The following is a 23501-nucleotide window of genomic DNA, read 5'->3' as shown; positions in this document are numbered from 1 at the left end:
CTCTTCTACCACACGGTGGAGAAACCAGCGTCCGGTATGTCGAGCGCGCTGCGGTCGCCGCTGGTGATGACCTTGCAGCGGTCGAGCACGTTGGGCAGGACGAAGTTCGCGTAGAACTTGCCCGACATGACGCGCCCCGCGTAGAAGTCGAACTCCTCCTGGTTCTGCCGCTCGTCCTGCGTGCGCTCGCGCTCGGCGATCACCGCCGCCTCCAGCAAGAGGTGCCCGACCGTCAGCTCGCTCATCGCCTCCAGGAAGGGGGAGCAGCAGAGCGTGAGCTGATCGAGCTTGGACGTCATCATGTACTGCATGAGCGCGCCGCCCGCCTCCTGCAGCGCCTGGGAGGCCTCGCCCAGCATCTGCACTTCCTTGCCGACGGCGAGATCATCCGAGTAGCGCTGCACGAAGCCGGTGATGTCGCTGAGGAAGTCGGTCAGGTCCTGGCCGCTTCGCCCGCGCAGCTTGCGCACCACGAGATCGAGGGCCTGGATGTGGTTGGTGCCCTCGTAGATCGAGAAGATCTTCGAGTCGCGCAGGTACTGCTCGACCGGATTGTCCTTGACGTAGCCGGCGCCGCCGTAGACCTGGATGGCCAGCTCGCAGACGCGGAAGCTCTGATCGGAGCAGTACGCCTTGACGATCGGCGTGAGCAGGTCGACGCGGCCCTTGTAGAACGCGGCCTCGTCGTGCTTGCCCTCGGCCGTCAGCGCACGGTGCATGTCTTCGTTGAACGCCAGCTTGACCGTCAGCGCGCGCATGCCCTCGATCTTGCTCTTCATCTCCATGAGCATGCGGCGCACGTCGGAGTGTTCGATGATCGGCACCTTGGGCGCGGCCGGGTCCTTGAAACGCTTGACCGAGGTTCCCTGCTTGCGCTCGCGCGCGTAGTGCAGGGCGTTCAGGTAGGCGGTCGAAGCCACGGCCAGCCCCTGCACCCCGACCTCGATGCGTGCGCCGTTCATCATGTGGAACATCTGCTTCATGCCGACGTTCTCTTGCTCGCCGACGAGATAGCCGATGCAGTCGCCGCTCTCGCCGAAATTGAGCACCGCGGTGGTGGAGCTGTTGATGCCGAGCTTGTGCTCGATCGACGCGGTCACGACGTTGTTGAACTCGCCGACGCTGCCGTCGTCGTTGACGCGGTACTTGGGCACGATGAACAGCGATATGCCGGCCGTGCCCTCGGGAGCGCCTTCGACGCGCGCCAGCACCATGTGCACGATGTTCTGCGACATGTCCTGGTCGCCGCCGCTGATCCAGCACTTGGTGCCGCTGATCTTGTAGCGGTTGCCGTCGATGCGAACCGCCTTGGTCTTGGCGGCGCCGACGTCGGAACCTGCCTGCGGCTCCGACAGGCACATCGTTCCCGAGAAACGGCCGTCGAGCATCGGAGGAAGGAAGCGCGCCTTGTCCTCGGGCCGCGCGAAGTACGCGACCAGCTCGGCCGCGCCGTGCGTCAGGCCCGGGTACATCGAGAAGGCGGTGTTGGCGCCCGACTGCAGCTCGGCCAGGATGACGCCGATCGAGGAGGGGCCCTGAAAGCCGCCCTCTTCGAGCGATAGGCGCCAGTTGGGAAGCCCCATCTCGTAGAGCTTGTTCCACGCCTCCTTGTATCCAGGAGGGGTCCTGACCACCCCGTCCTCGAGCTTGCAGCCGAGGCGGTCACCGATCTGGCTGAGCGGCCCGATCATCTCGTTACAGAAGCGCACCGTCTGGTCGATGACCTGATCGCACTCCTGCCGCGACAGATGGGCGTAGAACTCGTGCTCGAACAGCTGCTGAATGCGGATGTGCTCGTACAGCGTGAACTGGATCGAGCGCAGGTCGGTCTTGAAGAAATTGATCGCCGCTTCGGCCATCGCCGATGCTCCTCCTTAGCTCTGGTCCCCCATGAATCGCCAGGCCCCCACAGCCCATGCCCCTGTGACGCTGGTCGCCGGGGCGGCGAACTCCTGACGGAGCCGGTGGTATGAGCCTGGCCGCGAATCGAAGGTTCTCGGCGAGGCGACCGATGTTGGCGAAGGCGCCGTGCTCGATCAAGTGATTTACGCGCTGCGGCGTACCGGATGGTACGGTCCATCTAGGCGACATTGGAGCGCAAAGGATCCCTGCCGACGTCACCGGGGGCGCCGCCGGGTGGGGCGCGGACGCACGATTTTCCTGCCTCCATCGTGCAACCCGGTACCTGCCGCCGCCGCTTCGGCCTATCTTCGTTGCAGGTCTCCTGCCCGGCATTGCAAACCGGCGCATACCGAATACCACCATTGTCGTGAGCCGGCCTCGGCGGTGCCGGCACCGATCGAGGAACCGTGCAGCCCGATTCTCCTGCCCTGCTCGAAACCGGCATCGAAGGACTCGACGAAATTCTCCGCGGCGGCCTGGCCCCCGGGCAGCTCTATCTCCTCGAGGGCCATCCCGGCACCGGCAAGACCACGCTGGCAATGCAATTCCTGATGGCGGGGGCGCGCAACGGGGAGCGCTGCCTGTTCGTCGCGCTCTCCGAAGACGAGCGCGAGCTGCGCGCCTCGGCAGCCGCACACGGCTGGGACCTGTCAGGAATCGACATGCTCGAGATCATCCCGGCCGAGGAGACTCTCAAGCCCGACGCGCGCTACACGATGTACCATCCTTCCGAGGTCGAGCTGGCCGCCACGACCAAGCAGGTGCTGGCCGAGACCGAGCGGCTGCGTCCCTCGCGCATCGTCTTCGACTCCCTCTCCGAGCTTCGGCTTCTGGCCGAGGACTCGCTGCGCTACCGCCGCCAGATCCTCGCGCTCAAGCATCACTTCGCGCGCATGCGGGCAACGGTCATGCTCATCGACGATCGCACCGGCGACGAGAAGGAGATGCATCTTCACAGCCTCGCGCACGGCGTGATCTCGCTCGAGCGCACATCACCGGAGTACGGCGCCTCGCGGCGGCGCCTGCAGCTCTCCAAGCTGCGCGGGCGCGCCTATGTCGAGGGCTACCACGACTTCTCGATCTATACCGGCGGCGTTCGCGTCTTCCCGCGCCTGGTCGCGGCCCACTACAGCAGCGATTTCGAGCGCGACAACATCCGGAGCGGCATCGTGCCGCTCGACAACCTCCTCGGTGGTGGCCTGGCCAAGGGCACCAGCACGCTGGTCCTCGGCGCGGCCGGCACCGGCAAGTCCACGGTCGTGGGGCAGTTCGTCTGCGCCGCCGCTTCTCGCGGCGAGAAGACGATCGTCCTGCTCTTCGACGAGTCTGTTCCGACGTTCATCGAGCGCTCGGCCGGCCTCGGCATGGACGTTCTCAAGCTCCGTGATGCAGGAACGCTCGAGCTGCGACGCGTGGATCCGGCGCAGATGACGCCCGGGGAGCTCTCGCACGAGCTGCGGCGCGCCGTCGAAGACCGCGGCGTCACGATCGTCGTCGTCGACAGCCTCAACGGCTACCTCAATGCGATGCCGACCGAGCGCTTCCTGACACTCCATCTTCACGAATTGCTCACCTACCTCGGAAGCCAGGGAGTGACCTCGCTGCTGACGATGACCAACCACGGGCTGGTCGGAGCGCAGATTCACGTTCCGGTCGATGCCAGCTATCTGGCCGACACCGTTCTGACGCTTCGCTACTTCGAGGCATACGGGTCGGTGCGCAAGGCCATTTCCGTCATCAAGAAACGCACTGGCGTCCATGAGTCCGAAATCCGCGAGATCTTCATGGACCGCCACGGAATCCAGATCGGCGAGCCGATTCGGGAGTTCCAGGGCGTACTGACAGGCACGCCCGTGCTCGTGGGATCGCAGTTCCACGGTATCGAGGCGCGCAATGGCGACAACGACTGAAGCCGAGCGCATTCTGGTTCTGGCGCCGACGCCCGGCGACGCCGAGATCAGCCGCTCCGTCCTCGGCGACGCCGGCCTCGGCTGTCACCTCTGCGCCAATGTCGCCGAGGTCGCGTCGCAGATGCTCGACGGCGCCGGCGCCATCCTGCTGACGCCCGAAGTGCTGTCGTGGCCGGATTCCTACCTGCTCGCCGAGGCGCTGCAGCGGCAGCCGGCGTGGTCCGACATCCCCATCATCATGCTCTGCACCTCCGGCGCCGACTCGGCCGCGGCGGCCATGGCCACCGAGCTGCTCGGCAACATCACGGTGCTCGAACGGCCGGTGCGAGTGACGACGCTGGTGAGCGCGCTCCACACCGCCGTCCGGGCGCGGCGCCGCCAGTACGAGCTTCGCGACCATCTCGATGAGCTCCATCGGGCCGATACCTCGCTGCGCAGGCAGACCAGCCGGCTGCGCCTGCTGTGGGAATCCGCCTCGGTGCTGCTGACCAGCGAGGACCCCGAGGCGATGATGCGCACGCTCTTCTACAAGATCGCGCCGCACTTCGGCCTGGACGCGTTCCTGAGCTTCGTGTGCGACGACGGCGGCGAAGCGCTCCGGCTGGAAGCCAGCGAAGGCGTCGAGCCCGAGCTTCAGGAACGGCTTGCGCACCTGCCGATGTCGACATCCATCTGCGGAGCCGTTGCCAGACAACGCCAGCCCATGGCGTTCTCCTACATCCAGCACACCAACGACCCCCTGCTCGAGAACGTGCGCCAGTTCGGCTTCCAGGCCTACGCGTGCACGCCGATGATGGCCGACGACAAGCTCCTCGGCGCGCTCGCCTTCGCCAGTCGCCAGCGTGTCCGTTTCGACCTGGAGGAGATCGAGTTCCTCGAGACCATCACGCGCTATGTCACTTCCGCCTACGAACGCGTGCGGCTGATCGATGAGCTGCGCGACACGGACCGGCGCAAGGACGAGTTCCTGGCCACGCTGGCGCACGAGCTGCGCAACCCGCTGGCGCCGATCCGCAACGCCCTCCACATCATGTCCCTGACACAGGGCGATCCGGGCGCGAGCGAGCAGGCGCGGACGATGATGGAGCGCCAGCTGGCACAGATGGTGCGGCTGATCGACGACCTGCTCGACGTCAGCCGCATCACGCGCGGAAAGCTCGAGCTGCGCAAGGAACGGGTCGAGCTGGGCGACATCATCAAGAATGCCGTCGATACGGCCCGCCCCTCCATCGATGCCGCTCATCATGAGCTGGAGCTGGAGGTCGCGCCCTACCCGATCCATCTGGATGCCGACCCGGTGCGCCTGGCGCAGGTGTTCTCCAACCTTCTCAACAACGCCGCCAAGTACATGGATCCCGGCGGCAAGATCTGGCTCACCTGCCGGCACTACGATCACAAGGTGACGGTGTCGGTGCGCGATGCCGGGATCGGTATTCCGGCGCCCGCGCTGCGGTCCATCTTCGACATGTTCACGCAGGTGGAGCGCTCGCTGGAGAAGTCGCAGGGCGGCCTCGGCATCGGGCTGACACTGGTCAAGCGCCTGGTGGAGATGCACGGCGGCAGCGTCGAGGCGCGCAGCGAGGGCGTCGGCCGCGGCAGCGAGTTCTGCGTGACGCTGCCGGTGGCAACCGCGGCCGAGGCGGCACCGCCGCGGCCCTCGCGGCGGCCGCCAGCTCAGCGCAAGTCCTGCCGCATCCTGGTCGCCGACGACAATCGCGACGCCGCCGAGAGCATGGGCATGATGCTGCGGCTGATGGGCAACGATGTCCGAACGGTGCACGACGGCATCGAGGCCGTCGAAGAGGCCGCCACTTTCCGTCCCGACGTCGTCCTGCTCGACATCGGCATGCCGCGCCTGAACGGCTACGAGGCCGCGCGCCGCATCCGGCAGGAGCGATGGGGGAAATCGATGCACCTGGTGGCGCTGACGGGCTGGGGTCAGCAGGAGGACAAATCACGCGCCAGCGAAGCTGGCTTCGACCGGCACTTCACCAAGCCGATGGACCCGGGCGAGCTCGAGAGGATCGTGGCGGGCCTCGGTACGACCCTCAGGCACCGTGCACGAGAGACGTCTGCGGAGCCGGACGCGGAAGCGTGAACGAGAACCTGGCGCCCCCGCCGGGCGCGCTCATCGCCGAGACCGTGCCGCCGTGGCGCTGCACGATGCGCGCGACCGTCGCCAGTCCCACGCCGGTTCCGTCATAGTCATCGGCATGCAGGCGCTCGAAAGGCTTGAAGAGCTTGCCCACGAATTCCATGTCGAAGCCGACGCCGTTGTCGGCCACCGTGCACTCGACGACGTCGCCGCGCGCCTCGCCGCTGACCTCGATACGCGCCACCTCGCGCGAGCGCGTGAACTTCCACGCATTGCGCAGCAGGTTGTCCATCACCAGGCGGATGAAGGCGCGGTCCCCGCGCACGAGCGGGATGTCGCCGATGCGCACTTCGACGCGGCGGTCAGGCTGCTCGGTCTGAAGCTCCTCCACCACCGAGCGCGCGAGCTCGGCCACGTCCACCGTGTCATAGCGCACCTCGCTGCGGCCGACCCGCGCCAGCGTCAGCATGTCGTCGATGAGCCCGTCCATGCGGTTGGTCGCGCGCTGGATCTTGGCCAGATGCTCGCGTGCCGATTCGGGCGCGGTGTCGCTCAGCTCCTCCGACAGCAGGTGCGCGAAGCCGTGAATGGCCCGCAGCGGCGAGCGCAGGTCGTGCGATACCGTGTAGCTGAAGCCCTCGAGCTCGCGATTCGCCAGCTCCAGCTCGGCGGTCCGGTCGCGCACGCGGCGCTCGAGCTCCCTGTGCAGCGCCTCCAGCTCCTCGTCGCTGCGGCGGGCATCGTCCAGCCGCGCCGCCATCGCGCGCCGCGAGCGTTCGTAGACGGCGGCAACGTACACCGAGAGGCCGCACACGTTGTAGACGGTCAGGTTCAGCGGCGAGAACGCCCAGGCCCCGAGGTTGCCGTAGCTCAGTGCGCCGTTGGCCAGGCAGCCGAGCACCCAGACTGAAGCGAACAGCGCCTGCGCGCGCGCCCCCCACGGTACCAGCGTGGCGGCGAAGGGAACCGTCGCCACCGTCAGCACCGGCAGCACCACGCTGTCGTTGCGCAGCCGGGAAAGAGCGAGCGCCACGCCTACCACCAACACGGCCGCGACCATTCCGGTCCCCAGCACGAAGCGGCGCGAGCGCGGCACGCGCAGCGCCCACCAGCACGCGGCCAAGCCGAGGACGCGGCCTGCGTTGAGCTCGAAACGCAGCGCCTCGCGCTCTTCGAACGTCACCATGACCGCGAACGTGTAGATCGCCAGTGCGGCAGCGATGAAGAAGATGCCCTGCCGCAGGCGCTCGCGCATGTCGGGCAGGACGAGCGGCTCGATCTCGGCCTGTCGCGCGCGTCGCTGCGCCGCCAGCGCCTGGGAGGGTTCCTCGAGCGGCCTCTCGCCGGTCATCGGGCGCCGCGGCTAGATCAGCTTTTCCGGCGCGCGGCGCGCGCGGATCAGCTCGACGATGCCCGGCAGGATGGAAAGGAAGATGATGGCCAGGACGATGATCTCGAAGTTCTTCTTGACGAAGGGAACGTTGCCCAGGCCGTAGCCGGCGTAGGTCAGCGATGTGACCCAGATGATGGCGCCGACGACGTTGTAGGTCGCGAACTTGGCGTAGGTCATGCGCCCGACGCCGGCCACGAACGGCGCGAACGTGCGCACGATGGGAACGAAACGCGCCAGGATGATCGTCTTGGCCCCGTACTTTTCGTAGAAGGCGTGCGTGCGCTCGAGGTGCTCCTTCTTGATGAAGCGGTTCCCCTCGCGCACCTGATCTCCGAGCATCGCACCGATCGAGTAGTTGACGCCGTCGCCGATCACCGCCGCGACGATCAGCAGCACCACGACCAGATGCACGTTCATGTGCTCGGGGGCCGCCGCCGAAACCGCTCCGGCGGCGAACAGCAACGAGTCGCCGGGAAGGAACGGCGTCACCACCAGCCCGGTCTCGCAGAACACGATCAGGAAGAGGATGCCGTAGATCCACGTCCCGTACATCGCCGCCCACTGGGGCAGCGCATCGTCCAGGTGCAGGATGGTCTGGAGGAAACCGGTCAGCCAGTCCATAGAGCGGGCCTAAATGGCAGAGGGCCGAGCCGGTGGCAATGCAGCGCCGCAGGAACCCGCGCCGTCACGGCACGCCCCTGCAACCATCGCTGCACTTTCGCCTTTCGCGACCCGGGCTGCGCAGACGCACGGGCGCCTGCCCCTCACCCCTTCCAGCCGTCGAAAACGTCCTCGAAGCCGTACTTGGCATGCGGGCCGATGACGGCCATCTCGAAGATGCCCTGCCCGCATCGGCTGCCGGCCCGGACGTCGCACAGCGTCTCGGTCAGCCATCCATGAACGATGGCGGTTTCCGGATCGTCGGCATCCCAGATGTCGTCCTGGACCTTCAGGCTTCCCTGGTACTGCCCGTGCGCCCAGGGGCCGCGGTAGCCGATGGCGGGCATGAGAAAGCGCAGCCGCGGCGTGTACTGCAGCGTCATGCGCTCGTCGCCGAGATCGACGACGACCTCGGCGCCGGCGAACCGGCGCGTGCCCGGCTCGAAGCGCAGATCATGGTCGACGCCGACGGCGTGGCGCGCGCCGCCGCCGCGCGCCAGCAATGCACCGGACTGGTGCCACCGCCTGCCGTCGGCATGCTCACTGGCCGTGTACAGGACGCCGACGTCGCCCAGGTGCACCGGCGACCAGTTCCAGAAGAACTGCATGCGCTCGGGATGATCCACGAGCGCGCCGTCGGGCTCGCTGTCGCCCACGGGCCGGATTCCCCAAGACCGGTCGCGCGCCGAGCGCCAGCCCTCGCCGCCGACTGCGAACTTCTCGTCGCCGATGCGCATCCATCCGGTCGGCGTGCCGAGCTGCGTCAGGCGCGTGTAGTCCATGACCGTGCGGCCGAGCGGATTGCGATAGAGGAAATGCGGTTCCTCGTACGCATCGCTCCAGGCTTCGAAGGTGATGTCGAACGACAGCGGCCGCTCCGGCGCATCGCAGGCGATGCGGAGACGGCGCAGGCCCTCGATGACGTCGACCCGGATCGGCCCGACGACCGTGGCATGACGGTCGCCCGCCAGCGCACGGGACGCGCGCACGATGTGATGCCGGCTGCCGCGCACGCCGCAGGCGAACGCGTCCATGACGCCGAGGTTGGGATAGACGCCGAGGCCCAGCGCGAGGAACGCCTGGCAGCCGGTGTCATGGACGTTGAAGTAGTAGCGGTCGTAGAAGTTGCGGTCGCTGGTGGCCACCCGATCGATGGGCCAGGGCGCCTGATGCAGCGGGTAGTCGTCGTAGGCCGTCAGCATGATCGCCTCGGACGGCTCTCGCTCGCGTTTCGGCTGCACGTGCGCACCGGCAGAGGCAGCGTCGAGCGCGGCGCGGGCGTGCCCGGCCCCATGGCCGTCATGCCTTCACCAGGTCGCGGGTGATGTTCTTCTGATGGCTCTCGAGCGTGCCGCCGCCGATCTCGTTCAGCTTGGCATCGCGAAGGAAGCGCTCGATCTTGTACTCGCTCGTGTAGCCGTAGCCGCCGAGCACCTGCATGGCGTTGTCGGCGACGCGCTTGGCCATCGGCGCCGCGAACAGCTTGGCGGCATCGGTGCCGACGCGGTTGCGGCTGCCGGGCGCCACGCGCGCCGCCTCGCGGTAGATCAGGCACCGCGCCGCCTCCAGCTCGGCGAAAGAGTCGCCGATGTAGCGCTGGATCTGTCCGAACTCCGCGATGGGCCGGCCGAACGCCTTGCGCTGCCCGGCATAGGCGATCATCTCGGCGACGCAGCGATCGGCAATGCCGAGGCTCATCGCCGCCAGGCACAGCCGCTCGATCTCCAGATTGCGCATCATGCACGTGATCCCGCCGCCTTCTTCGCCCAGGCGGTTGGCGGCAGGCACCGGACAGTTGTCGAACACCAGCTCGCACATCGTCGAGGCGCGCATGCCCATCTTCTTGATCGGCTCACCGGTGGAAAAGCCCGGAAACCCTCGCTCCACCACGAACGCCGTAATGCGGCCTTCCACTTTCGCGTAGGTCAGGATGACGCTGGCCTCGTAGCCGTTGGTGATGAACATCTTGCGGCCGTTGAGCACGTAGGCGTCGCCGCGGCGCTCGGCGGTCGTGGCCATGCCGAGAACGTCGGTGCCGGCGCCGGGCTCGGTCATCGCCATCGCGCCGACCCATTCGCCGGCCACCACCTTCGGCAGGATACGCGCGCGCTGCTCGGCGCTGGCGGCGTTGTAGAAGTTGTTTACGAACAAAACGTAGTGCGCCAGGTAGGCCAGCGTGAACCCGGGGTCGGCCTTGGCCAGCTCGTGGTGCGCAATGACGGCAGCCACCGCGTCCATGCCGGCGCCGCCGTCCTCTTCGGGAACGGTCAGGCCGAGCAGACCGAGCTCTCCGCAGCGCCGCAGCAGCCCGATGTTGAGCGTGCCGGTGTGGTCGTGCTCTTCGGCCTGCGGCTCGACTTCGCTCTCGGTGAAGCGACGCACCGTTTCGCGCAGCATCGTGTGCTCGGGCGTCGGGTTGAACAGGAGATCTTCGGTCGAGATGGCCGTCGTCATGGCGGCGGTTTTGTCCCGCGCCGCCGCCTGCCGCAAGCGCGCCAGCGGCCGTGCGGGCCGCAACATCGGCTTCGGGCTGCCGGCTACGCCGCGGCATCGCCCGCGTGCTGGCCGGCCGCCTGCGTACGCCCGAGTGCAGGACTATCGCATCTGCCCGCCTGCAGCTCTTTGTGTCACCGTCTGCGTCGCATTCTCGCTGCAGGTGGGCGGCGAGTAGGTCACGCGCGAGTACGGCGGCACCGACTCGGTCAGCCACACGTTGCCGCCGATGACCGAGCCGCGCCCGACGACGGTGTCGCCGCCCAGAATGGTCGCACCGGCATAGATCGTCACGTCGTCCTCGAGCGTAGGATGGCGCTTGTTGCCGCGGATCACGCTGCCGCACTGGTCGCGCGGAATCGACAGCGCTCCCAGAGTCACGCCCTGGTAGAGCTTGACGCGGTCGCCGATCTCGCAGGTCGCACCGATCACCACGCCGGTGCCGTGGTCGATGAAGAACGCCTTGCCGATGGTGGCGCCCGGATGGATGTCGATGCCGGTCTGCATGTGCGCATGCTCGGTCATGATGCGCGGGATCATCGGCGTGTGGTGCGTGAAGAATTCGTGCGCGACGCGGTAGCAGGTGATGGCCTCGATGGCCGGATAGCTGAAGATGATCTCCTCGAGGCTTTCCGCCGCCGGATCGCCGTCGTAGGCAGCCTGCAGGTCCAGCTGCAGATCCGAGCGCAGGTCGGGAATGCGGCCGAGCACCGACAGGACGACGTCCTCGCTCCACTCGACGTCCTGCTTCTCGGGCGCCCCGCCGCGAAGCCGCCGGTAGACGACGGCCCGAGAGATCTGCTCGACCAGGATTTCGAAGGATTCGTAGACGTGCTCGGCGATGTAGTGGCGCAGGTTGGCTTCGTCCAGGTCGCGGGTGGAGTAGAAGCCCATGTAGATGACGTGCTTGAGGTGCTCGAGCGCCTCGACGACCTTGCGCGAGTTGGGCAGCGCCGCGCTCTCCAGGCTGTCTATGCCGCGCCCGGCCTTGTAGCTCTCGGCAGCGGCCTGAATGACCTGCTCGAGCTTCTCATGGCTGTGGGCGCTGGTTCGGATGTTGCTCATCGGTTCCCTCGATGCGCCTTCGGGCCAAGCGGGCGCGCGGCCCGTTGGACGCCGCAAAGGCGCGGTGGCTCCCGGTGGCGGCGAGTATAGGCCGCATCCGGGGCGATAGACACCGCTATTTCGGCAGCGGCCGGGCGGCCAGGCCCGCCAGGGCAGGCCCGCTGATGCGATAGGGAATCCAGCCGCGCACGGGCGCGGCGCCGAGCGAATCGTAAAAGGCGATCGCGCGCTGATTCCAGTCCAGCACCGACCATTCCAGACGGCCGCAGCCGCGCTCCACCGCGATGCGCGCCAACTCGATGAGCATCGCCGTGGCCAGACCGCGGCTTCGACAGGCCGGCTGGACGAACAGATCCTCCAGAAAAAGTCCCGGCCGCGTCAGGAACGTGCTGTAGGTGGAAAAGAACAGCGCGTAGCCGGCGGGCATCCCGTCGATCTCGCCGATCAGCAGCTCGGCGTAGGTGCGGCCTTCGAACAGGTGCTCGCGAAGCTGCTCTTCGCTGCCGTGGAACTCGTGCGTGAGCTTCTCGAACTCGGCCAGCGCGCGAATGCAGCCGAAGACGAAGCGCACGTCCCGCGGCGTGCCCGCGCGAACCGAAAGGCCCACCGCTCAGCGCGCCGTCGACTGCGCGTCCTGCAGCACCTGGAACGTGATGCTGTCGGGCGTCACGTCCTCGACGTGCACGCGCAGCCCCATGATGTCGATGTCGCGATTGGCGATCGAGAACGGAAGCTGCTGCGTGAAGCTGGCCCGATCGGTCGCGTCGCGTCCGTACTCCCGGTAGGTCAGCACGTAGTTGTCGGTGCGCGAGCCGGACCGGAAGCCGGAATAGACGACGTCGAAGTTGAGGTAGCCCGGCCCGCTGGCCACGAAGCGCTCGACGGTCTCGAACCGGAACAGAGGCTTGTCCTCCTCGAACAGCAGCGAGTCGGGCACCACCTCATCGAGCGTGACGCCGCCGGCGTTGAGGCCGGCCACCTTCGACCGTCGCCACACGACGTACGCGCCCTTGCGGAGGGCGCCACGTCGATCGACGAGGAGGTAGACTTCGGTGCCGGGCTCGGCCGGCATGGCCACGGCGAAGTAGTCGCCGTCGGCCGTGCGCACCGCGCCGACGACGGAGAACACTGCGCCGGCCGTGCCGCGGACCGCCGCCAGCGGAATGCGACGGCAGGAGACGCCGCGGCGTCCCAGGAGGCTGCGGCCGCACGTCTGCTCGAAATCCGCCAGCGCCGTCGCCCGTCCGATGCGCTCCATGACCGTGTAGTTCTTGACGCTGATCATGGCCTCGCCGGCACGCGACGTGTAGGTCTCGCCGATGTGGTAGCTGCGCGTGAAGACGTTGCGCTGGTTGGAGACCAGCGGCGCCAGCTGCAGGCCCTGCGGCGCACCCGGGCCGACCAGCGCATCGGGCGCCAGCTGCTGCAGATCGTACATCCGCGCCTCGAGCGTTCCGCAGCCGGCGACGATGGCGCAGCAGCCGGCGATGGCCAGCAGCCGATCGCGCATTCCGCGTACGCCGTTCGTCCCGCCAGGCCTTGCCGCAGCCACCCTCGCCATGTGCCTCTCCTGTGCTCTCAGCCGCGCCAGGTTCGCCAGGCGGCCGGCGACCCGATCTGCATCCGTTGAAGATGAACGACGGCAACGCCGCCGACGCGTTCATTTACCGGGGAGGGTGCGGGCAGGTCAATCGAGAGAGGCGCGCTGCGTCAGCGGCGCCTCGAGCGTTCAGTACTTGGCCTCGAAGCCGATACAGGCGAGATAGCGGCCCCGCTCCGAAGGGAGCGCGCTGGAGTCGTGGATGCGGCTGAGGAAGGACGCGCGCAGCCGCAGCCAGTCCGATACGTTGTGGCCAATCTCGAGGCGGATGCGATGACGCTCCTTGTTGTCGGCGAACCGGTCCGAGGTGCCGGAGCGATATCCATAGAACGCCCTGGCGCCGACCGACCCGGGCAAGGTCCAGCCGAGGCCAGCCTCCAGTTCGCGACCTTCGTATCGGGAGCCGCGCCCGGCAAACGGATCCGAGGGCATCGAATCCATTCTCAGCCCCAGGGCCAGCTCCAGGCCTCGCCCGCCGAGCCGGAAGACCTGCCGGGCGCCGGCGCTGTAGCCGGTGGCGCGCCGCAGAACTTCGAAGGAATGCTCCAGATCGTCCTCGGCGTACTCGAGCACGTACCCTTCGACATAGCCGTGCGTCCCGAGCGGAAGGCGCGCGCCGACGGCGCCGCCGATCTCGCTGCGCTTTCCGCCCGGCACCGGATCGTCGAAGCCGAACAGCTCGCCGGCTCCTTGGCCGCTGCGGATCGCGTCGGGCCCGAACGTGACGGGACGGACGTGCGTGCCGGCAGTGGCGGCCAGCGACAGCGGAGCATCCGCTTGCTGACAAAGCACTGAGCACGGCCATAGCACGATGGCCGACCACGCGGCCATTGCCGCAATCCGTTTCTTGCTGCTTACGCCCGTCACACGCACGACCCCAAACTGCACCTTCATTCAGGCCGCAACAAGAACCCCACCACCGAGATCGCCTGTCGAATCGATGGGCCGCGTTGGATGCCGCGATTCATGCATCTGTGATGGTGCGGCGCTGCTACGGCAAGCGAATTCCTGCCGGGTTACATCAGGGGGGCATGCATGATTATGCTGCGCGTCATGCTGCATGCACCTGCACCGTTGTCGCCGGCACCTGCAGGATGCCGGCTCGAGGTCGTCGAGTTCGACTTCGCTGCCAAGACGCTTCACGCCTCCGAGCTCGCCCGCTTCGCCGATGCGCTCGAACAAGGCCGCTACACATGGATCGACGTCGACGTGCAGGAGGCCGCGCCCGCTGCCGCTTTCCTCGCCGAGCTCGAGCTGGTCGATGCCGCGCTCGTAGGCGAAGTCGCCTCGGCCAGGCCCGACACTCGCCTGAGCCGCTTCGACGACTACCTGTTCCTGGCCCTGACCGGCTGCCGGATCGAAGGCGAGCGGCTGGCGTTCGAGCGGGTCTCGGCGGTCATCTCCGAGCATTTCCTGCTGACCGTCCACCACGGCCCGGTGCGCTTCCTCGACCAGATGAAGCGCGAATACCGGTCCGATTTCGTCCGCTTCGCCAAGGGCCCCAGCTTCCTGATCTACGAGCTGCTCGAGCACCTGACCGAGAACTACATCGATGGGCAGTCCTGCCTGCTCTCCCGGGTGGAGGCGCTTCAGGCCATGCTGATCGGCGACGTCGAGGACTCGGTCTTCGCCGCCATCTCCGAGCTCGGCAACGACGTGCTGTCCTTCCGCAAGGTGCTGGTGCCGGCGCGAAGCGTCATGAACGAGCTGCACATGCGAAAGTCGGCCTTCGTCAGCGACGAGACGCGGCCCTTTCTCGCGGACATGGAGGCGACCGTCGAGCGCGTGCTGACCGACGTGCTGGCCGACCGCGAGATCCTGTCGGGCTCGCTCGACCTCTACATGTCCATGGTCAGCCACCGCACCAACGCCGTCATGAAACGCCTGACCGCGGTCAGCGTCATCTTCCTGCCGCTGACGTTCCTGTGCGGCGTCTACGGCATGAACTTTCGCGTGCTTCCCGAGCTCGAATGGCAGTACGGCTACGCCGCCTTCTGGGCGGCGGCGCTGGCGCTGGCCGGCACGCTCGTCTGGCTGCTGCGCCGCGGCCGGCTCCTGTAGGATTGGTGGTGAACACGGGCGCGACTGCCACCGCGGCCGACGCGGCCGCGACGCGGGCCCCGGCCGTCCCAGCGGTCGACGGCTTTGCCACGACAAAGCGCGCGGCCATGGCGGCCCTGCTCGTTGGCGCATGGCTGCCCGCCTGTGCCGCGCTGTCCCCGCCGGCTGCCACACGATGTCCGAGCGCGCGCGCGCAACCCGAGCTGGTCGCAATCCAGGAGGTCGATCCGACCATCGAGGAGGACATCCGTTACGCTGGCGACGACAACTTCCTTGGCCGGCCGGCCGCCGGCTACCACCGCGCCCGCTGCCTGCTCTCGCGCCCCGCGGCCGAGGCCCTCGCTCGGGTCCAGCGGCGACTGCGACCGCAGGGGCTGGGCCTGCGCGTGCTGGACTGCTACCGCCCGCAGCGAGCGGTCGACGATTTCGTGCGCTGGGCGCGCGACCACGCCGACACGTCGACCAAGGGGAGCTATTATCCTGGCGTCGACAAGAGCCGCATCATCGCCGACGGATATATTGCCGAGTGCTCGGGCCACAGCCGCGCCAGCACCGTGGACCTGACGCTGGTGCGATCGTCGGCGGCAGGCAGCTTCGAGCTGGACATGGGCACCACCTACGACTTCTTCGACCCCTCCGCGGCCACCGATCACCCGGCCATCACCGCCCAGGCCCGCATCCACCGCGACCTTCTACGGGCCGCAATGGAAGAGGGCGGCTTCCGCAACTACGAGAAGGAGTGGTGGCACTACGCTCTGGTGAACGAGCCGTATCCCGACAGCCACTTCGACGTCCCGATCGGTGATTGAGGGAGCCGCTGCGTGCGCTGGAGGTTGGTCCGAGCCTGCTGTTTCACCGCGATGTTCATGCTTTTCGCGCCCGATCCCCCTGCGCCCGCAGTGGCCGCCAGTGCCGAGGAGAAGGCCGAGCAGGAGCGGCTGTCCAAGCAGCTTCTGAGCCAGCTTCGGGCGGGGCTCGACGCTGCCCGCGCCGGCGCCGACATGTCGGCGGCCAGCATCGACCTGACTTCGCTGCGGACTCTGACGCGCACGCAGATCGCCAGCAGCCTGGGCAGACCGACCACGTGCGACAACGCGCCGTACTGCGAGACGAGCGCGGCATGGGTTTACGATTTCTCTGCGCCGGGCAAGGCCGGCCCCCAGCTGCTGATCCTTTTCGACGCGCACGGTCATTGCGCCACTGCGCGCTGGCAGCAGGTTCCGTAGCGCGCGGCGCAGCGGGTTCCCTGGCCGCGGACGCTGCGATAGGGTCGGCGCACGCCGCGATCATCGCGGCCGTTGCACTGGCGGGAGGCGTTCGTGGCGCAGAGCGCGGCCGATGGTTTCGAGATCGTCATCGTCGGCGGCGGACCCGCCGGCCTGGCCGCCGGCTCGCAGGCAGCCCGGCGCGGCGTCTCGCACGTGGTCCTCGAGCGCGGTCGTCTGGCCAACACGATCTTCAAGTACCAGAAGGGCAAGCACGTCATGGACGAGCCGCCCGCCCTCGAGCTGCGCAAGGACCTGGCTCTGCCCTTCCAGGCTGGCAGGCGCGAGCAGGTGCTGGAGGGATGGGCCAGCGCCACCGCCGCCGCCGGCACCAACCTTTGGAGCGGCGCCGAGTTCGAAGTGGCGCGCATCGAAGGCGCCGCGGGCGATTTCACCGTCACGCTCAAGAACGGCCGCCGCCTGGGCGCCCGGGCCATCGTCCTGGCCATCGGCCTGCAGGGAAACCTTCGCATGTTCGAATGCGAAGGCGCTCACCTCCCGCACGTCACCTACCAGCTCGACGATCCTGGCGAGCACGCGGACAAGCGCGTGGTGGTGGTGGGAGTCGGCGATGCCGGCATCGAGAACGCTCTGGCGCTGGCCGAGCGCAACGAAGTCGCCATCGTCAACCGCCGCGACGACTTCGCCCGCGCCAAGCCGCGCAACCGCCAGGCCATCGAGCAGGCGATCAAGCAGGGAGCGATCGCGCACTACACGCACGCGCAGGTGCAGCGCATCATCGAAGGCGGCGTAGTTCTGGAGACGCGTGACGGCGAGCTCGAGCTGCCCTGCGAGATGCTCATCGGGCGGCTCGGAGCGGTGCCTCCGCGCAAGTTCCTCGAAGGCCTCGGCGTTGCCTTCGCTTCCGAAGGCGAATCCGCAGTCCCTCCCATCTCCCAGAGCTACGAGTCCAATGTCGCCGGCATCCATCTTGTCGGCGCGATCGCAGGCTACCCGCTCATCAAGCACTGCATGAACCAGGGCTACGAGGTGATCGAGCACATCCTCGGCAACCACGTCGAGCCCGGAGACGAGCCGATTCTGCGCGAGAAGTTCGCCGCGCTGCGCGGCAGCGTCAGCGAGGTGCTGGAGCGGATCCAGAACAGGCTCCCGGTCTTTGCCGGCATCACGGCGATCCAGCTTCGCGAGTTCCTCGTCGACTCGGACGTGCACACGCCCGCCAAGGACCAGGTCGTGTACCGGCGCAACGACTTCACCGACAGCTTCTACTCGGTGCTGGACGGATACGTCGAGGTCGTCGCGCCGCCAAGCGACGAGGCCAACGACACGACGTATCGCCATGACGGCGCCGGCGGCGAAGAGAAGCGCTTCCGCGTCGGCGCCGGCGAGTTCTTCGGCGAGATGAGCCTGCTGTCGGGCCGGCGGCGATCGGCAACGGTGATTGCCGGGGAAGGCTGCGTGCTCATCGAGACGCCGCGCCTTTCGATGATCAAGCTGATGAGCTCGGTGCCTTCCGTGCGTCGCGCCATCGACGAGGTATTCATCCTGCGCAAGCTGCAGACCCAGCTCGCGCCCGGCGTGCCCGTGGCCGAGCTGCGCGAGCTCGCGCACCAGTCGGTGATCGAGTCCTTCAGGCAGGGACAGGTGCTGTTCGAGGAAGGCGCCGATTCCAACGGCCTGCATCTGATCCGTCGCGGCTCGGTCACCGTGTCGCGGCGGCGGGGAGGCGTCGACCAGGTGCTGGCCTACCTGCCGGCCGGCAACATCATCGGCGAGATGGCGCTGTTCGCGCCGCAGGGCAAGCGCAGCGCGACGGTGCGCGCGACGATCTACACCGAGACGATCCGCATACCGACCGATGCGCTGCTGCCCTTCGTCGAGCGCCACGCCGAGCTGCGCAAGGAGCTCAAGGCGCTCGAGTCCACGCGCCTGATCGACAACGCGGTGCGCGCCTCCGACAAGCGCTCGAGCGATCTGGTCGAGTTCCTGATGAGCGCCGGCGCCGGCGAGGCCACCGACATCCTGCTCATCGACGAGTCGCTGTGCGTGCGGTGCGACAACTGCGAGTCGGCGTGTGCGGCCACGCACGGCGGCGTCTCGCGGCTGGACCGCGAAGCGGGGCCGACCTTCGCGACCGTGCACATCCCGACCTCGTGCCGGCACTGCGAGAACCCCAAGTGCATGACCGACTGTCCGCCCGATGCGCTTCGCCGCCATCCCAACGGCGAGGTCTACATCATGGACAACTGCATCGGGTGCGGGAACTGCGCGAGCAACTGTCCTTACGGCGTCATTCAGATGGCGGCGGTGGACCGGAAGCCGGCGCCGAACGTGCTGCTGCGGCTCCTGTTCGGCTGGGGCGAGAGGCGCCGCGCCGACCAGGAGAAGGCCGATCAGGCCAAGGTCGCGGTGAAGTGCGACCTGTGCATGAGCCTTCCGGCGAAACGCGGCGCGCCCCGCGCGGCGTGCGTGGCCTCCTGCCCCACCGGCGCCATCGTTCGCGTGGCGCCCAAGACGTACGTGGACCGACTGCTGGCCAGGTAGGAATCGAACGCAGCGGACGCAACGACGCAGCACCTTGACCGCGGCGCGCCGGCGCATGACGAGGCGACGCAAGCCGCATCAGGCCTCGAAGGAGCGGGCGGCCCGCGCCAGGCCATCCTCTTCGAGCAGCTCCATGCCCAGACCATGCTCACGCGGTTCCAACACCGCTGCTCACCTGTTAGATCGCGAGGGCAGCGATGGACAAGGGCTTCCGTTACCTCGCCGAGCTTCTGCGCAATCCCGGCCGGGATTACCTGGCGACCGAGCTGCTCGCGCTTGCTGCGCCGCGCGCGCTCGGTGCGCACGCGCTCGATGCCCGAGCGCGATTGCGCTACCGGCGCCGGCTTGCCGAGCTGCGCGCCGACCTCGACGAGGCGCGCACCAAGCGCGATCGCGAGCGCGTCTCGATCATCCGCGCGGAGATTCGCCTTCTGAGCGAGCAGCTCGGGCTCGGAGGAGCGGCTGCAGCGCATGCCCTTGCGTCGTTCTCCGCAGCCACCAGTGCCGTAGCGGTGGTCAGCCAGGGTATCCGCGACGCCATCGGGAAACTGCGTGCCACCGACCCCGCGCTCGCCAATCACCTCGCCGCCGCGATCCGGACCGGCCGCGTCTGCACGTACACGCCCAAATCGGCCACGCGCGACCAATGACTTCTCGGGGCGGTCATGCGCCTCCACCCTGCCCGCTCTGAACCCTTCCGCGCTGCTGGATCGATTCGCGCCGCGCCGCGATCTGCTCCGCCGTCAGCGCACGCGCATGCTCGGATGACGCCTTCGTCTCCAGGCGCATCCCCTCCGCGAACGTGGTCGCATAGCCTTCATCGATGACGCGCTTATAGGCGCGCACCGTCTCGGGCACGCACGACAGCATGTCGCCGGCGATGGCGCGGCACGTGGGCAGCAGCTGGTCAGGCTCGACGACGCGGTTGACCAGGCCCCAGCGCTCCGCCTGCTCGGCCGAAATGTAGTTGCCGGTAAGCGAAACCTCTTTGGCGCGGTAGATGCCGATCACGCGCGAAAGACGCTGGCTCAGGCCCCATCCCGGCACGAGGCCGACGCGCGCATGCGTGTCGGCGAAGCGCGCCGCCGTGGAGGCGATCAGGACGTCGCAGGCCAGAGCGAGCTCGAAGCCGCCCGTGATCGCGAAACCGTTGATCGCTCCGACGATCGGCCGGTCGAATTGAGTCAGCGCCTGGACCACGGGCGCGCCGGCAACGGCCGATTCCCTTTCGTCGGTGCCCCCGCCCTCCCCGCCGAGCTCCTTCAGATCCAGGCCCGCGCAGAAGGCCTTGCCGGCCTCGGTCAGGATGACGACACCGACGTCGGCATCGCGCTGCAGCGCGGCGAAGGCATCGACGATGGCGGAACGAAGGGCGCGCGACAGCGCGTTCATCGCTGAAGGACGGTTGAGCGTGACAGTGGCGATGCCATCGCTCTTTTCGATGAGCAGCAACGGTTGCGACATTGGCTCTCCTTGTTCGCACGCTGGGTGACGATGCTGGTTTCCTAACGGGGTGTGGGCGACAGACCAAATCCCACTGCAGGCGCATGTGAGCGTCCAGGCGCTGAGGGAAACCCATGGCTGCCCGTCTAGGATGCTGCTTTAGTTGGAGACATGGTCTTTTGCGTCGAGCGAAAGAACGGCGCCGCAGGTTGCAACATGCGTCTGCGGAACGGCCGCGCATCGAGCACCGCTTTCATCCGCTCCTTCCTTTGCTGTGCGATGGCCGGTTTTTTCGGCATGGCCGGTTGCACGGGGCCCGAAGAGGAGCGTCGCGCGGTCGCACAGGTGCGCCCGGCGCAGACACAAGCGCCGCCGCCCGTTCCCAACCAGCCGCCGCACGAGGAAGACGGCCAGTGGACGATGCCGGCCAAGAACCACGCCAGCACGCGCTTCAGCGGCCTGACCGAGATCAACGTCGACAATGCGCGCACGATGCGCCTTGCCTGGACCTTCTCGACCGGTGTCCTGCGGGGCCACGAAGCGGCTCCCATCATCGTCGGCTCGACGATGTACATCGTCACGCCCTACCCCAACATCCTGTATGCGCTCGATCTCAAGGAGACGGGCGCCCCGGTGAAATGGAAGTACGAGCCGAAGCCCGCGGCAGCGGCACAGGGCGTGGCCTGCTGCGACGTCGTCAACCGCGGTGGCGTCCATGACGAAGGCCGGTTCTACTTCAACACGCTCGACGGGCACGCCGTGGCCGTGGACGCGGAGACCGGCGCGGAGGTGTGGAAGGTCAAGCTCGGCGAGATCAACAAGGGCGAGACCATCACCATGGCTCCGCTCGTCGTCAACGGCAAGGTGCTCGTCGGCAACAGCGGCGGAGAGATGGGCGTGCGCGGCTGGCTCACCGCCTTGCGCGTCGAAGACGGCAGCACGGCGTGGAAGGCCTACAGCACCGGACCCGACTCGGATTGCCTGATCGGCCCCGAGTTCAAGCCGTTCTACGAACAGGACCGCGGCAGGGACCTCGGCGTCTCGAGCTGGCCGCCCGAGGCGTGGAAGACCGGCGGCGGCACCGTGTGGGGATGGATCTCGTACGATCCGGAAAGCAACCTCATCTTCTACGGCACCGCCAATCCCGGTCCCTGGAATCCCGATCAACGTCCGGGAGACAACAAGTGGACGTGCGGCATCTTCGCACGCGACGCCGACACCGGACAGGCCCGCTGGTTCTACCAGTTCAGCCCGCATGACCTCTACGATTGGGACGGAGTCAACGAGCAGATCCTGACGGAGCTCGAGATCGGCGGTCAGCGCCGCAAGGTCCTGATCCGTCCCGAGCGCAACGGCTACGTCTACGTCATGGACCGTGCCAGCGGCGAGGTGCTCTCGGCCAGACCGTTCGTCCACAACACGACCACCAGGGGCGTGGACCTGAAGACGGGCAAGCTCATCCACGTCGAGGAGAAGTCCACTGGAAGCGGCAAGCTCATCCGCGACATCTGCCCTGCCGCGCCCGGTGCCAAGGACTGGAACCCGTCGGCATTCTCGCCGCGCACCGGGCTCCTCTACATCCCGCACAACAACCTGTGCATGGACTTCGAGGGCTACGAGACCAGCTACATCGCCGGCACGCCTTTCGTGGGCGCCAACGTGAAGATGTACGCGGGACCCGGCGGCCACCGCGGCCTGTTGACCGCCTGGGATCCGATCGAAGGCAAGGAGGTGTGGAAGATCGAAGAGGACCTGCCGGTGTGGAGCGGCGCGCTCGTCACTGCCGGCGACGTCGTCTTCTACGGAACCATGGACGGCTGGTTCAAGGCGATCGACGCAAGAACCGGCGCGGCGTTGTGGCGGTTCAAGACGGGCTCCGGGATCGTAGGACAGCCCGTGACGTATCGCGGCCCGGACGGGAAGCAGTACGTTGCCGTTCTCTCGGGCGTCGGCGGCTGGGCCGGCGCGGTCGTCGCCGGCGACCTCGACCGCCGCGACGGATCGGCCGCGCTCGGGTTCGTCAATGCCATGCGCGACCTTCCGGACAAGACGACCAAGGGAGGCATGCTGTATGTGTTCGCGCTTCCCTGAGGCACGCGGGAAGGCGGCGGCACGGCTCATGCCGGCTTACGTCGTGCCGGCAGCTCATGACCTGTTCCGGCTCCATACGTCGCTGCGCGCTGTCATCGCGGTCTTCGCCTTGATGCTGTCCGGCGCCGCGGCTGCGCACGCCCAGGCACCGGCACCGCTGCGAGTGTGCGCCGACCCGAACAACCTGCCGTTCTCCAACGAGCGCCAGGAAGGCTTCGAGAACAAGATTGCCGAGGTCCTGGCCGCCGAGCTCGGTACGAGCGTCGAGTACACGTGGTGGGCGCAGCGGCGCGGCTTCATCCGCAACACGCTCGGCGAGCAGCGCTGCGACGTCCTCATGGGCGTGCCGGCCGACCTCGAGATGGTCCTGACGACGCAGCCGTACTACCGCTCGACCTACGTCTTCGTCACGCGCGCGGATCGCGGCCTCGACATCCAATCGCTCGACGACGCGCGCCTTCGCACGCTGCACGTGGGCGTGCAGCTGATCGGCGACGACGGCACCAACACGCCGCCCGCGCATGCTCTGAGCCGCCGCGGCATCGTCCGCAACGTGGCCGGCTACATGGTCTACGGCGACTACGCACAGCCCGACCCGCCTGCCCGCATCATCGAAGCCGTGGCGCGGAGCGACATCGACGTCGCGCTGGCGTGGGGGCCGATGGCGGCCTTCTTCGCCGCGCGGCAGCCGGTGGCGATGAGAGTCGTCCCCATTCCTGCCGAACCTGCCGAGGCGCGGCTGCCGTTGTCCTTCGACATCGCCATCGGCGTCCGCAAGGGCGAGGTCGAGCGACGGGACGCGCTCGACGCGCTGCTGGTCCGGCGTCGCAGCCACATCGAGGCCATTCTTGATCAGTACCGCGTGCCACTGGCCGCTGCGGCCGCCCGCGAAGGCGATCCTCCAGCAGCGCCTGCCGGCGCGGGCAAGGCAGACGGCGGCGACGGCGACGCTGCCGGGAAGGGAACGTGATGAGCGGCGCATCGACGACGTTGCCCGCGCGGCGCCGCGGCGGCGCAC

General features: G+C 67.8%; 19 protein-coding genes. 9 read left to right on the top strand and 10 right to left on the bottom strand.

The annotated features are described in order from the left end of the window. Positions 1-5: 5 nt before the first annotated feature. A complete protein-coding gene (locus tag VEC57_18035; protein HYC01040.1) occupies positions 6-1859 on the bottom strand; it encodes an acyl-CoA dehydrogenase in 1854 nt (617 codons plus the stop codon). Between the two features lie 450 nt (positions 1860-2309). Here VEC57_18035 and VEC57_18030 point away from each other — a divergent pair, with 450 nt between their 5' ends. Then, a complete protein-coding gene (locus tag VEC57_18030; protein HYC01039.1) occupies positions 2310-3812 on the top strand; it encodes an ATPase domain-containing protein in 1503 nt (500 codons plus the stop codon). Beyond that, entirely contained in the window at positions 3796-5910 is a 2115-nt protein-coding gene (locus VEC57_18025) for an ATP-binding protein (GenBank protein HYC01038.1), read from the top strand. Before VEC57_18030 ends, VEC57_18025 begins: the two co-directional genes overlap by 17 nt. On the opposite strand, the gene VEC57_18020 is transcribed toward VEC57_18025, so the two are convergent. The 8 genes from VEC57_18020 to VEC57_17985 all read right to left on the bottom strand — a co-directional run bounded on the left by VEC57_18020 (position 5861) and on the right by VEC57_17985 (position 13949). Then, a complete protein-coding gene (locus VEC57_18020) occupies positions 5861-7258 on the bottom strand; it encodes an ATP-binding protein (protein HYC01037.1) in 1398 nt (465 codons plus the stop codon). The genes VEC57_18025 and VEC57_18020 overlap by 50 nt on opposite strands. A gap of 12 nt (positions 7259-7270) precedes the next feature. Continuing rightward, complete coding sequence (locus VEC57_18015) at positions 7271-7921, bottom strand: DedA family protein (protein HYC01036.1); 651 nt, start codon at positions 7919-7921, stop codon at positions 7271-7273. Positions 7922-8064: 143 nt separating this feature from the next. After that, positions 8065-9201: a hypothetical protein gene (locus VEC57_18010; protein HYC01035.1), complete on the bottom strand. Its 1137-nt coding sequence runs from the start codon at positions 9199-9201 to the stop codon at positions 8065-8067. 58 nt (positions 9202-9259) lie between these two features. Next, positions 9260-10414, bottom strand: coding sequence for an acyl-CoA dehydrogenase family protein (locus VEC57_18005; GenBank protein ID HYC01034.1), 1155 nt, complete (start codon positions 10412-10414; stop codon positions 9260-9262). A gap of 141 nt (positions 10415-10555) precedes the next feature. After that, positions 10556-11518, bottom strand: a complete 963-nt coding sequence (gene epsC / locus VEC57_18000; GenBank protein HYC01033.1) for a serine O-acetyltransferase EpsC — start codon at positions 11516-11518, stop codon at positions 10556-10558. Positions 11519-11633: 115 nt separating this feature from the next. Continuing rightward, positions 11634-12089 carry a GNAT family N-acetyltransferase gene (locus VEC57_17995; GenBank protein HYC01032.1) on the bottom strand — a complete coding sequence of 152 codons (456 nt, stop codon included), beginning with the start codon at positions 12087-12089 and terminating at the stop codon, positions 11634-11636. Positions 12090-12128: 39 nt separating this feature from the next. Then, complete coding sequence (locus VEC57_17990; GenBank protein HYC01031.1) at positions 12129-13079, bottom strand: hypothetical protein; 951 nt, start codon at positions 13077-13079, stop codon at positions 12129-12131. Between the two features lie 168 nt (positions 13080-13247). Then, positions 13248-13949 carry a hypothetical protein gene (locus tag VEC57_17985; protein HYC01030.1) on the bottom strand — a complete coding sequence of 234 codons (702 nt, stop codon included), beginning with the start codon at positions 13947-13949 and terminating at the stop codon, positions 13248-13250. A gap of 204 nt (positions 13950-14153) precedes the next feature. Here VEC57_17985 and VEC57_17980 point away from each other — a divergent pair, with 204 nt between their 5' ends. The 5 genes from VEC57_17980 (at position 14154) to VEC57_17960 (ending at position 19599) form a co-directional block, all read left to right on the top strand. Then, positions 14154-15179, top strand: a complete 1026-nt coding sequence (locus VEC57_17980; GenBank protein HYC01029.1) for a magnesium transporter CorA family protein — start codon at positions 14154-14156, stop codon at positions 15177-15179. Positions 15180-15286: 107 nt separating this feature from the next. Further along, positions 15287-15988 carry a M15 family metallopeptidase gene (locus VEC57_17975; protein HYC01028.1) on the top strand — a complete coding sequence of 234 codons (702 nt, stop codon included), beginning with the start codon at positions 15287-15289 and terminating at the stop codon, positions 15986-15988. A gap of 57 nt (positions 15989-16045) precedes the next feature. Then, complete coding sequence (locus VEC57_17970; GenBank protein ID HYC01027.1) at positions 16046-16405, top strand: hypothetical protein; 360 nt, start codon at positions 16046-16048, stop codon at positions 16403-16405. Between the two features lie 93 nt (positions 16406-16498). Next, complete coding sequence (locus VEC57_17965; protein ID HYC01026.1) at positions 16499-18949, top strand: cyclic nucleotide-binding domain-containing protein; 2451 nt, start codon at positions 16499-16501, stop codon at positions 18947-18949. A 197-nt stretch (positions 18950-19146) separates the two neighbouring features. After that, on the top strand, positions 19147-19599 hold the full coding sequence (locus tag VEC57_17960; protein HYC01025.1) for a hypothetical protein: 453 nt from the start codon (positions 19147-19149) through the stop codon (positions 19597-19599). Positions 19600-19612: 13 nt separating this feature from the next. Here the strand turns inward: VEC57_17960 and VEC57_17955 are convergent, their stop codons facing one another. Next, complete coding sequence (locus tag VEC57_17955) at positions 19613-20413, bottom strand: enoyl-CoA hydratase (GenBank protein HYC01024.1); 801 nt, start codon at positions 20411-20413, stop codon at positions 19613-19615. 258 nt (positions 20414-20671) lie between these two features. Between VEC57_17955 and VEC57_17950 the strand changes: the two genes are divergently transcribed. Both VEC57_17950 and VEC57_17945 read left to right on the top strand, forming a co-directional pair. Further along, entirely contained in the window at positions 20672-22483 is a 1812-nt protein-coding gene (locus VEC57_17950) for a methanol/ethanol family PQQ-dependent dehydrogenase (protein ID HYC01023.1), read from the top strand. Between the two features lie 28 nt (positions 22484-22511). Further along, entirely contained in the window at positions 22512-23453 is a 942-nt protein-coding gene (locus tag VEC57_17945) for a substrate-binding domain-containing protein (GenBank protein ID HYC01022.1), read from the top strand. Positions 23454-23501: the final 48 nt, after the last annotated feature.

The organism is Candidatus Limnocylindrales bacterium (genome assembly GCA_035626395.1).
Classification (GTDB): Bacteria; Desulfobacterota; Binatia; order UBA1149; family CAITLU01; genus DASPNH01.
Note: the sequence above shows the minus strand (reverse complement) of the source record. Positions and strands in the feature narration are given on the sequence as shown.

Excerpts from the sequence above, each read along its gene's own strand:
- VEC57_18035 (HYC01040.1), bottom strand. The coding sequence starts at position 1,859 with ATGGCCGAAGCGGCGATCAATTTCTTCAAGACCGACCTGCGCTCGATC.
- VEC57_18025 (HYC01038.1), top strand. The coding sequence starts at position 3,796 with ATGGCGACAACGACTGAAGCCGAGCGCATTCTGGTTCTGGCGCCGACG.
- VEC57_18020 (HYC01037.1), bottom strand. The coding sequence starts at position 7,258 with ATGACCGGCGAGAGGCCGCTCGAGGAACCCTCCCAGGCGCTGGCGGCG.
- VEC57_18015 (HYC01036.1), bottom strand. The coding sequence starts at position 7,921 with ATGGACTGGCTGACCGGTTTCCTCCAGACCATCCTGCACCTGGACGAT.
- VEC57_18005 (HYC01034.1), bottom strand. The coding sequence starts at position 10,414 with ATGACGACGGCCATCTCGACCGAAGATCTCCTGTTCAACCCGACGCCC.
- epsC (HYC01033.1), bottom strand. The coding sequence starts at position 11,518 with ATGAGCAACATCCGAACCAGCGCCCACAGCCATGAGAAGCTCGAGCAG.
- VEC57_17990 (HYC01031.1), bottom strand. The coding sequence starts at position 13,079 with ATGGCGAGGGTGGCTGCGGCAAGGCCTGGCGGGACGAACGGCGTACGC.
- VEC57_17985 (HYC01030.1), bottom strand. The coding sequence starts at position 13,949 with ATGGCCGCGTGGTCGGCCATCGTGCTATGGCCGTGCTCAGTGCTTTGT.
- VEC57_17980 (HYC01029.1), top strand. The coding sequence starts at position 14,154 with ATGATTATGCTGCGCGTCATGCTGCATGCACCTGCACCGTTGTCGCCG.
- VEC57_17975 (HYC01028.1), top strand. The coding sequence starts at position 15,287 with ATGGCGGCCCTGCTCGTTGGCGCATGGCTGCCCGCCTGTGCCGCGCTG.
- VEC57_17970 (HYC01027.1), top strand. The coding sequence starts at position 16,046 with ATGCTTTTCGCGCCCGATCCCCCTGCGCCCGCAGTGGCCGCCAGTGCC.
- VEC57_17960 (HYC01025.1), top strand. The coding sequence starts at position 19,147 with ATGGACAAGGGCTTCCGTTACCTCGCCGAGCTTCTGCGCAATCCCGGC.
- VEC57_17955 (HYC01024.1), bottom strand. The coding sequence starts at position 20,413 with ATGTCGCAACCGTTGCTGCTCATCGAAAAGAGCGATGGCATCGCCACT.
- VEC57_17950 (HYC01023.1), top strand. The coding sequence starts at position 20,672 with ATGGCCGGTTTTTTCGGCATGGCCGGTTGCACGGGGCCCGAAGAGGAG.
- VEC57_17945 (HYC01022.1), top strand. The coding sequence starts at position 22,512 with ATGCCGGCTTACGTCGTGCCGGCAGCTCATGACCTGTTCCGGCTCCAT.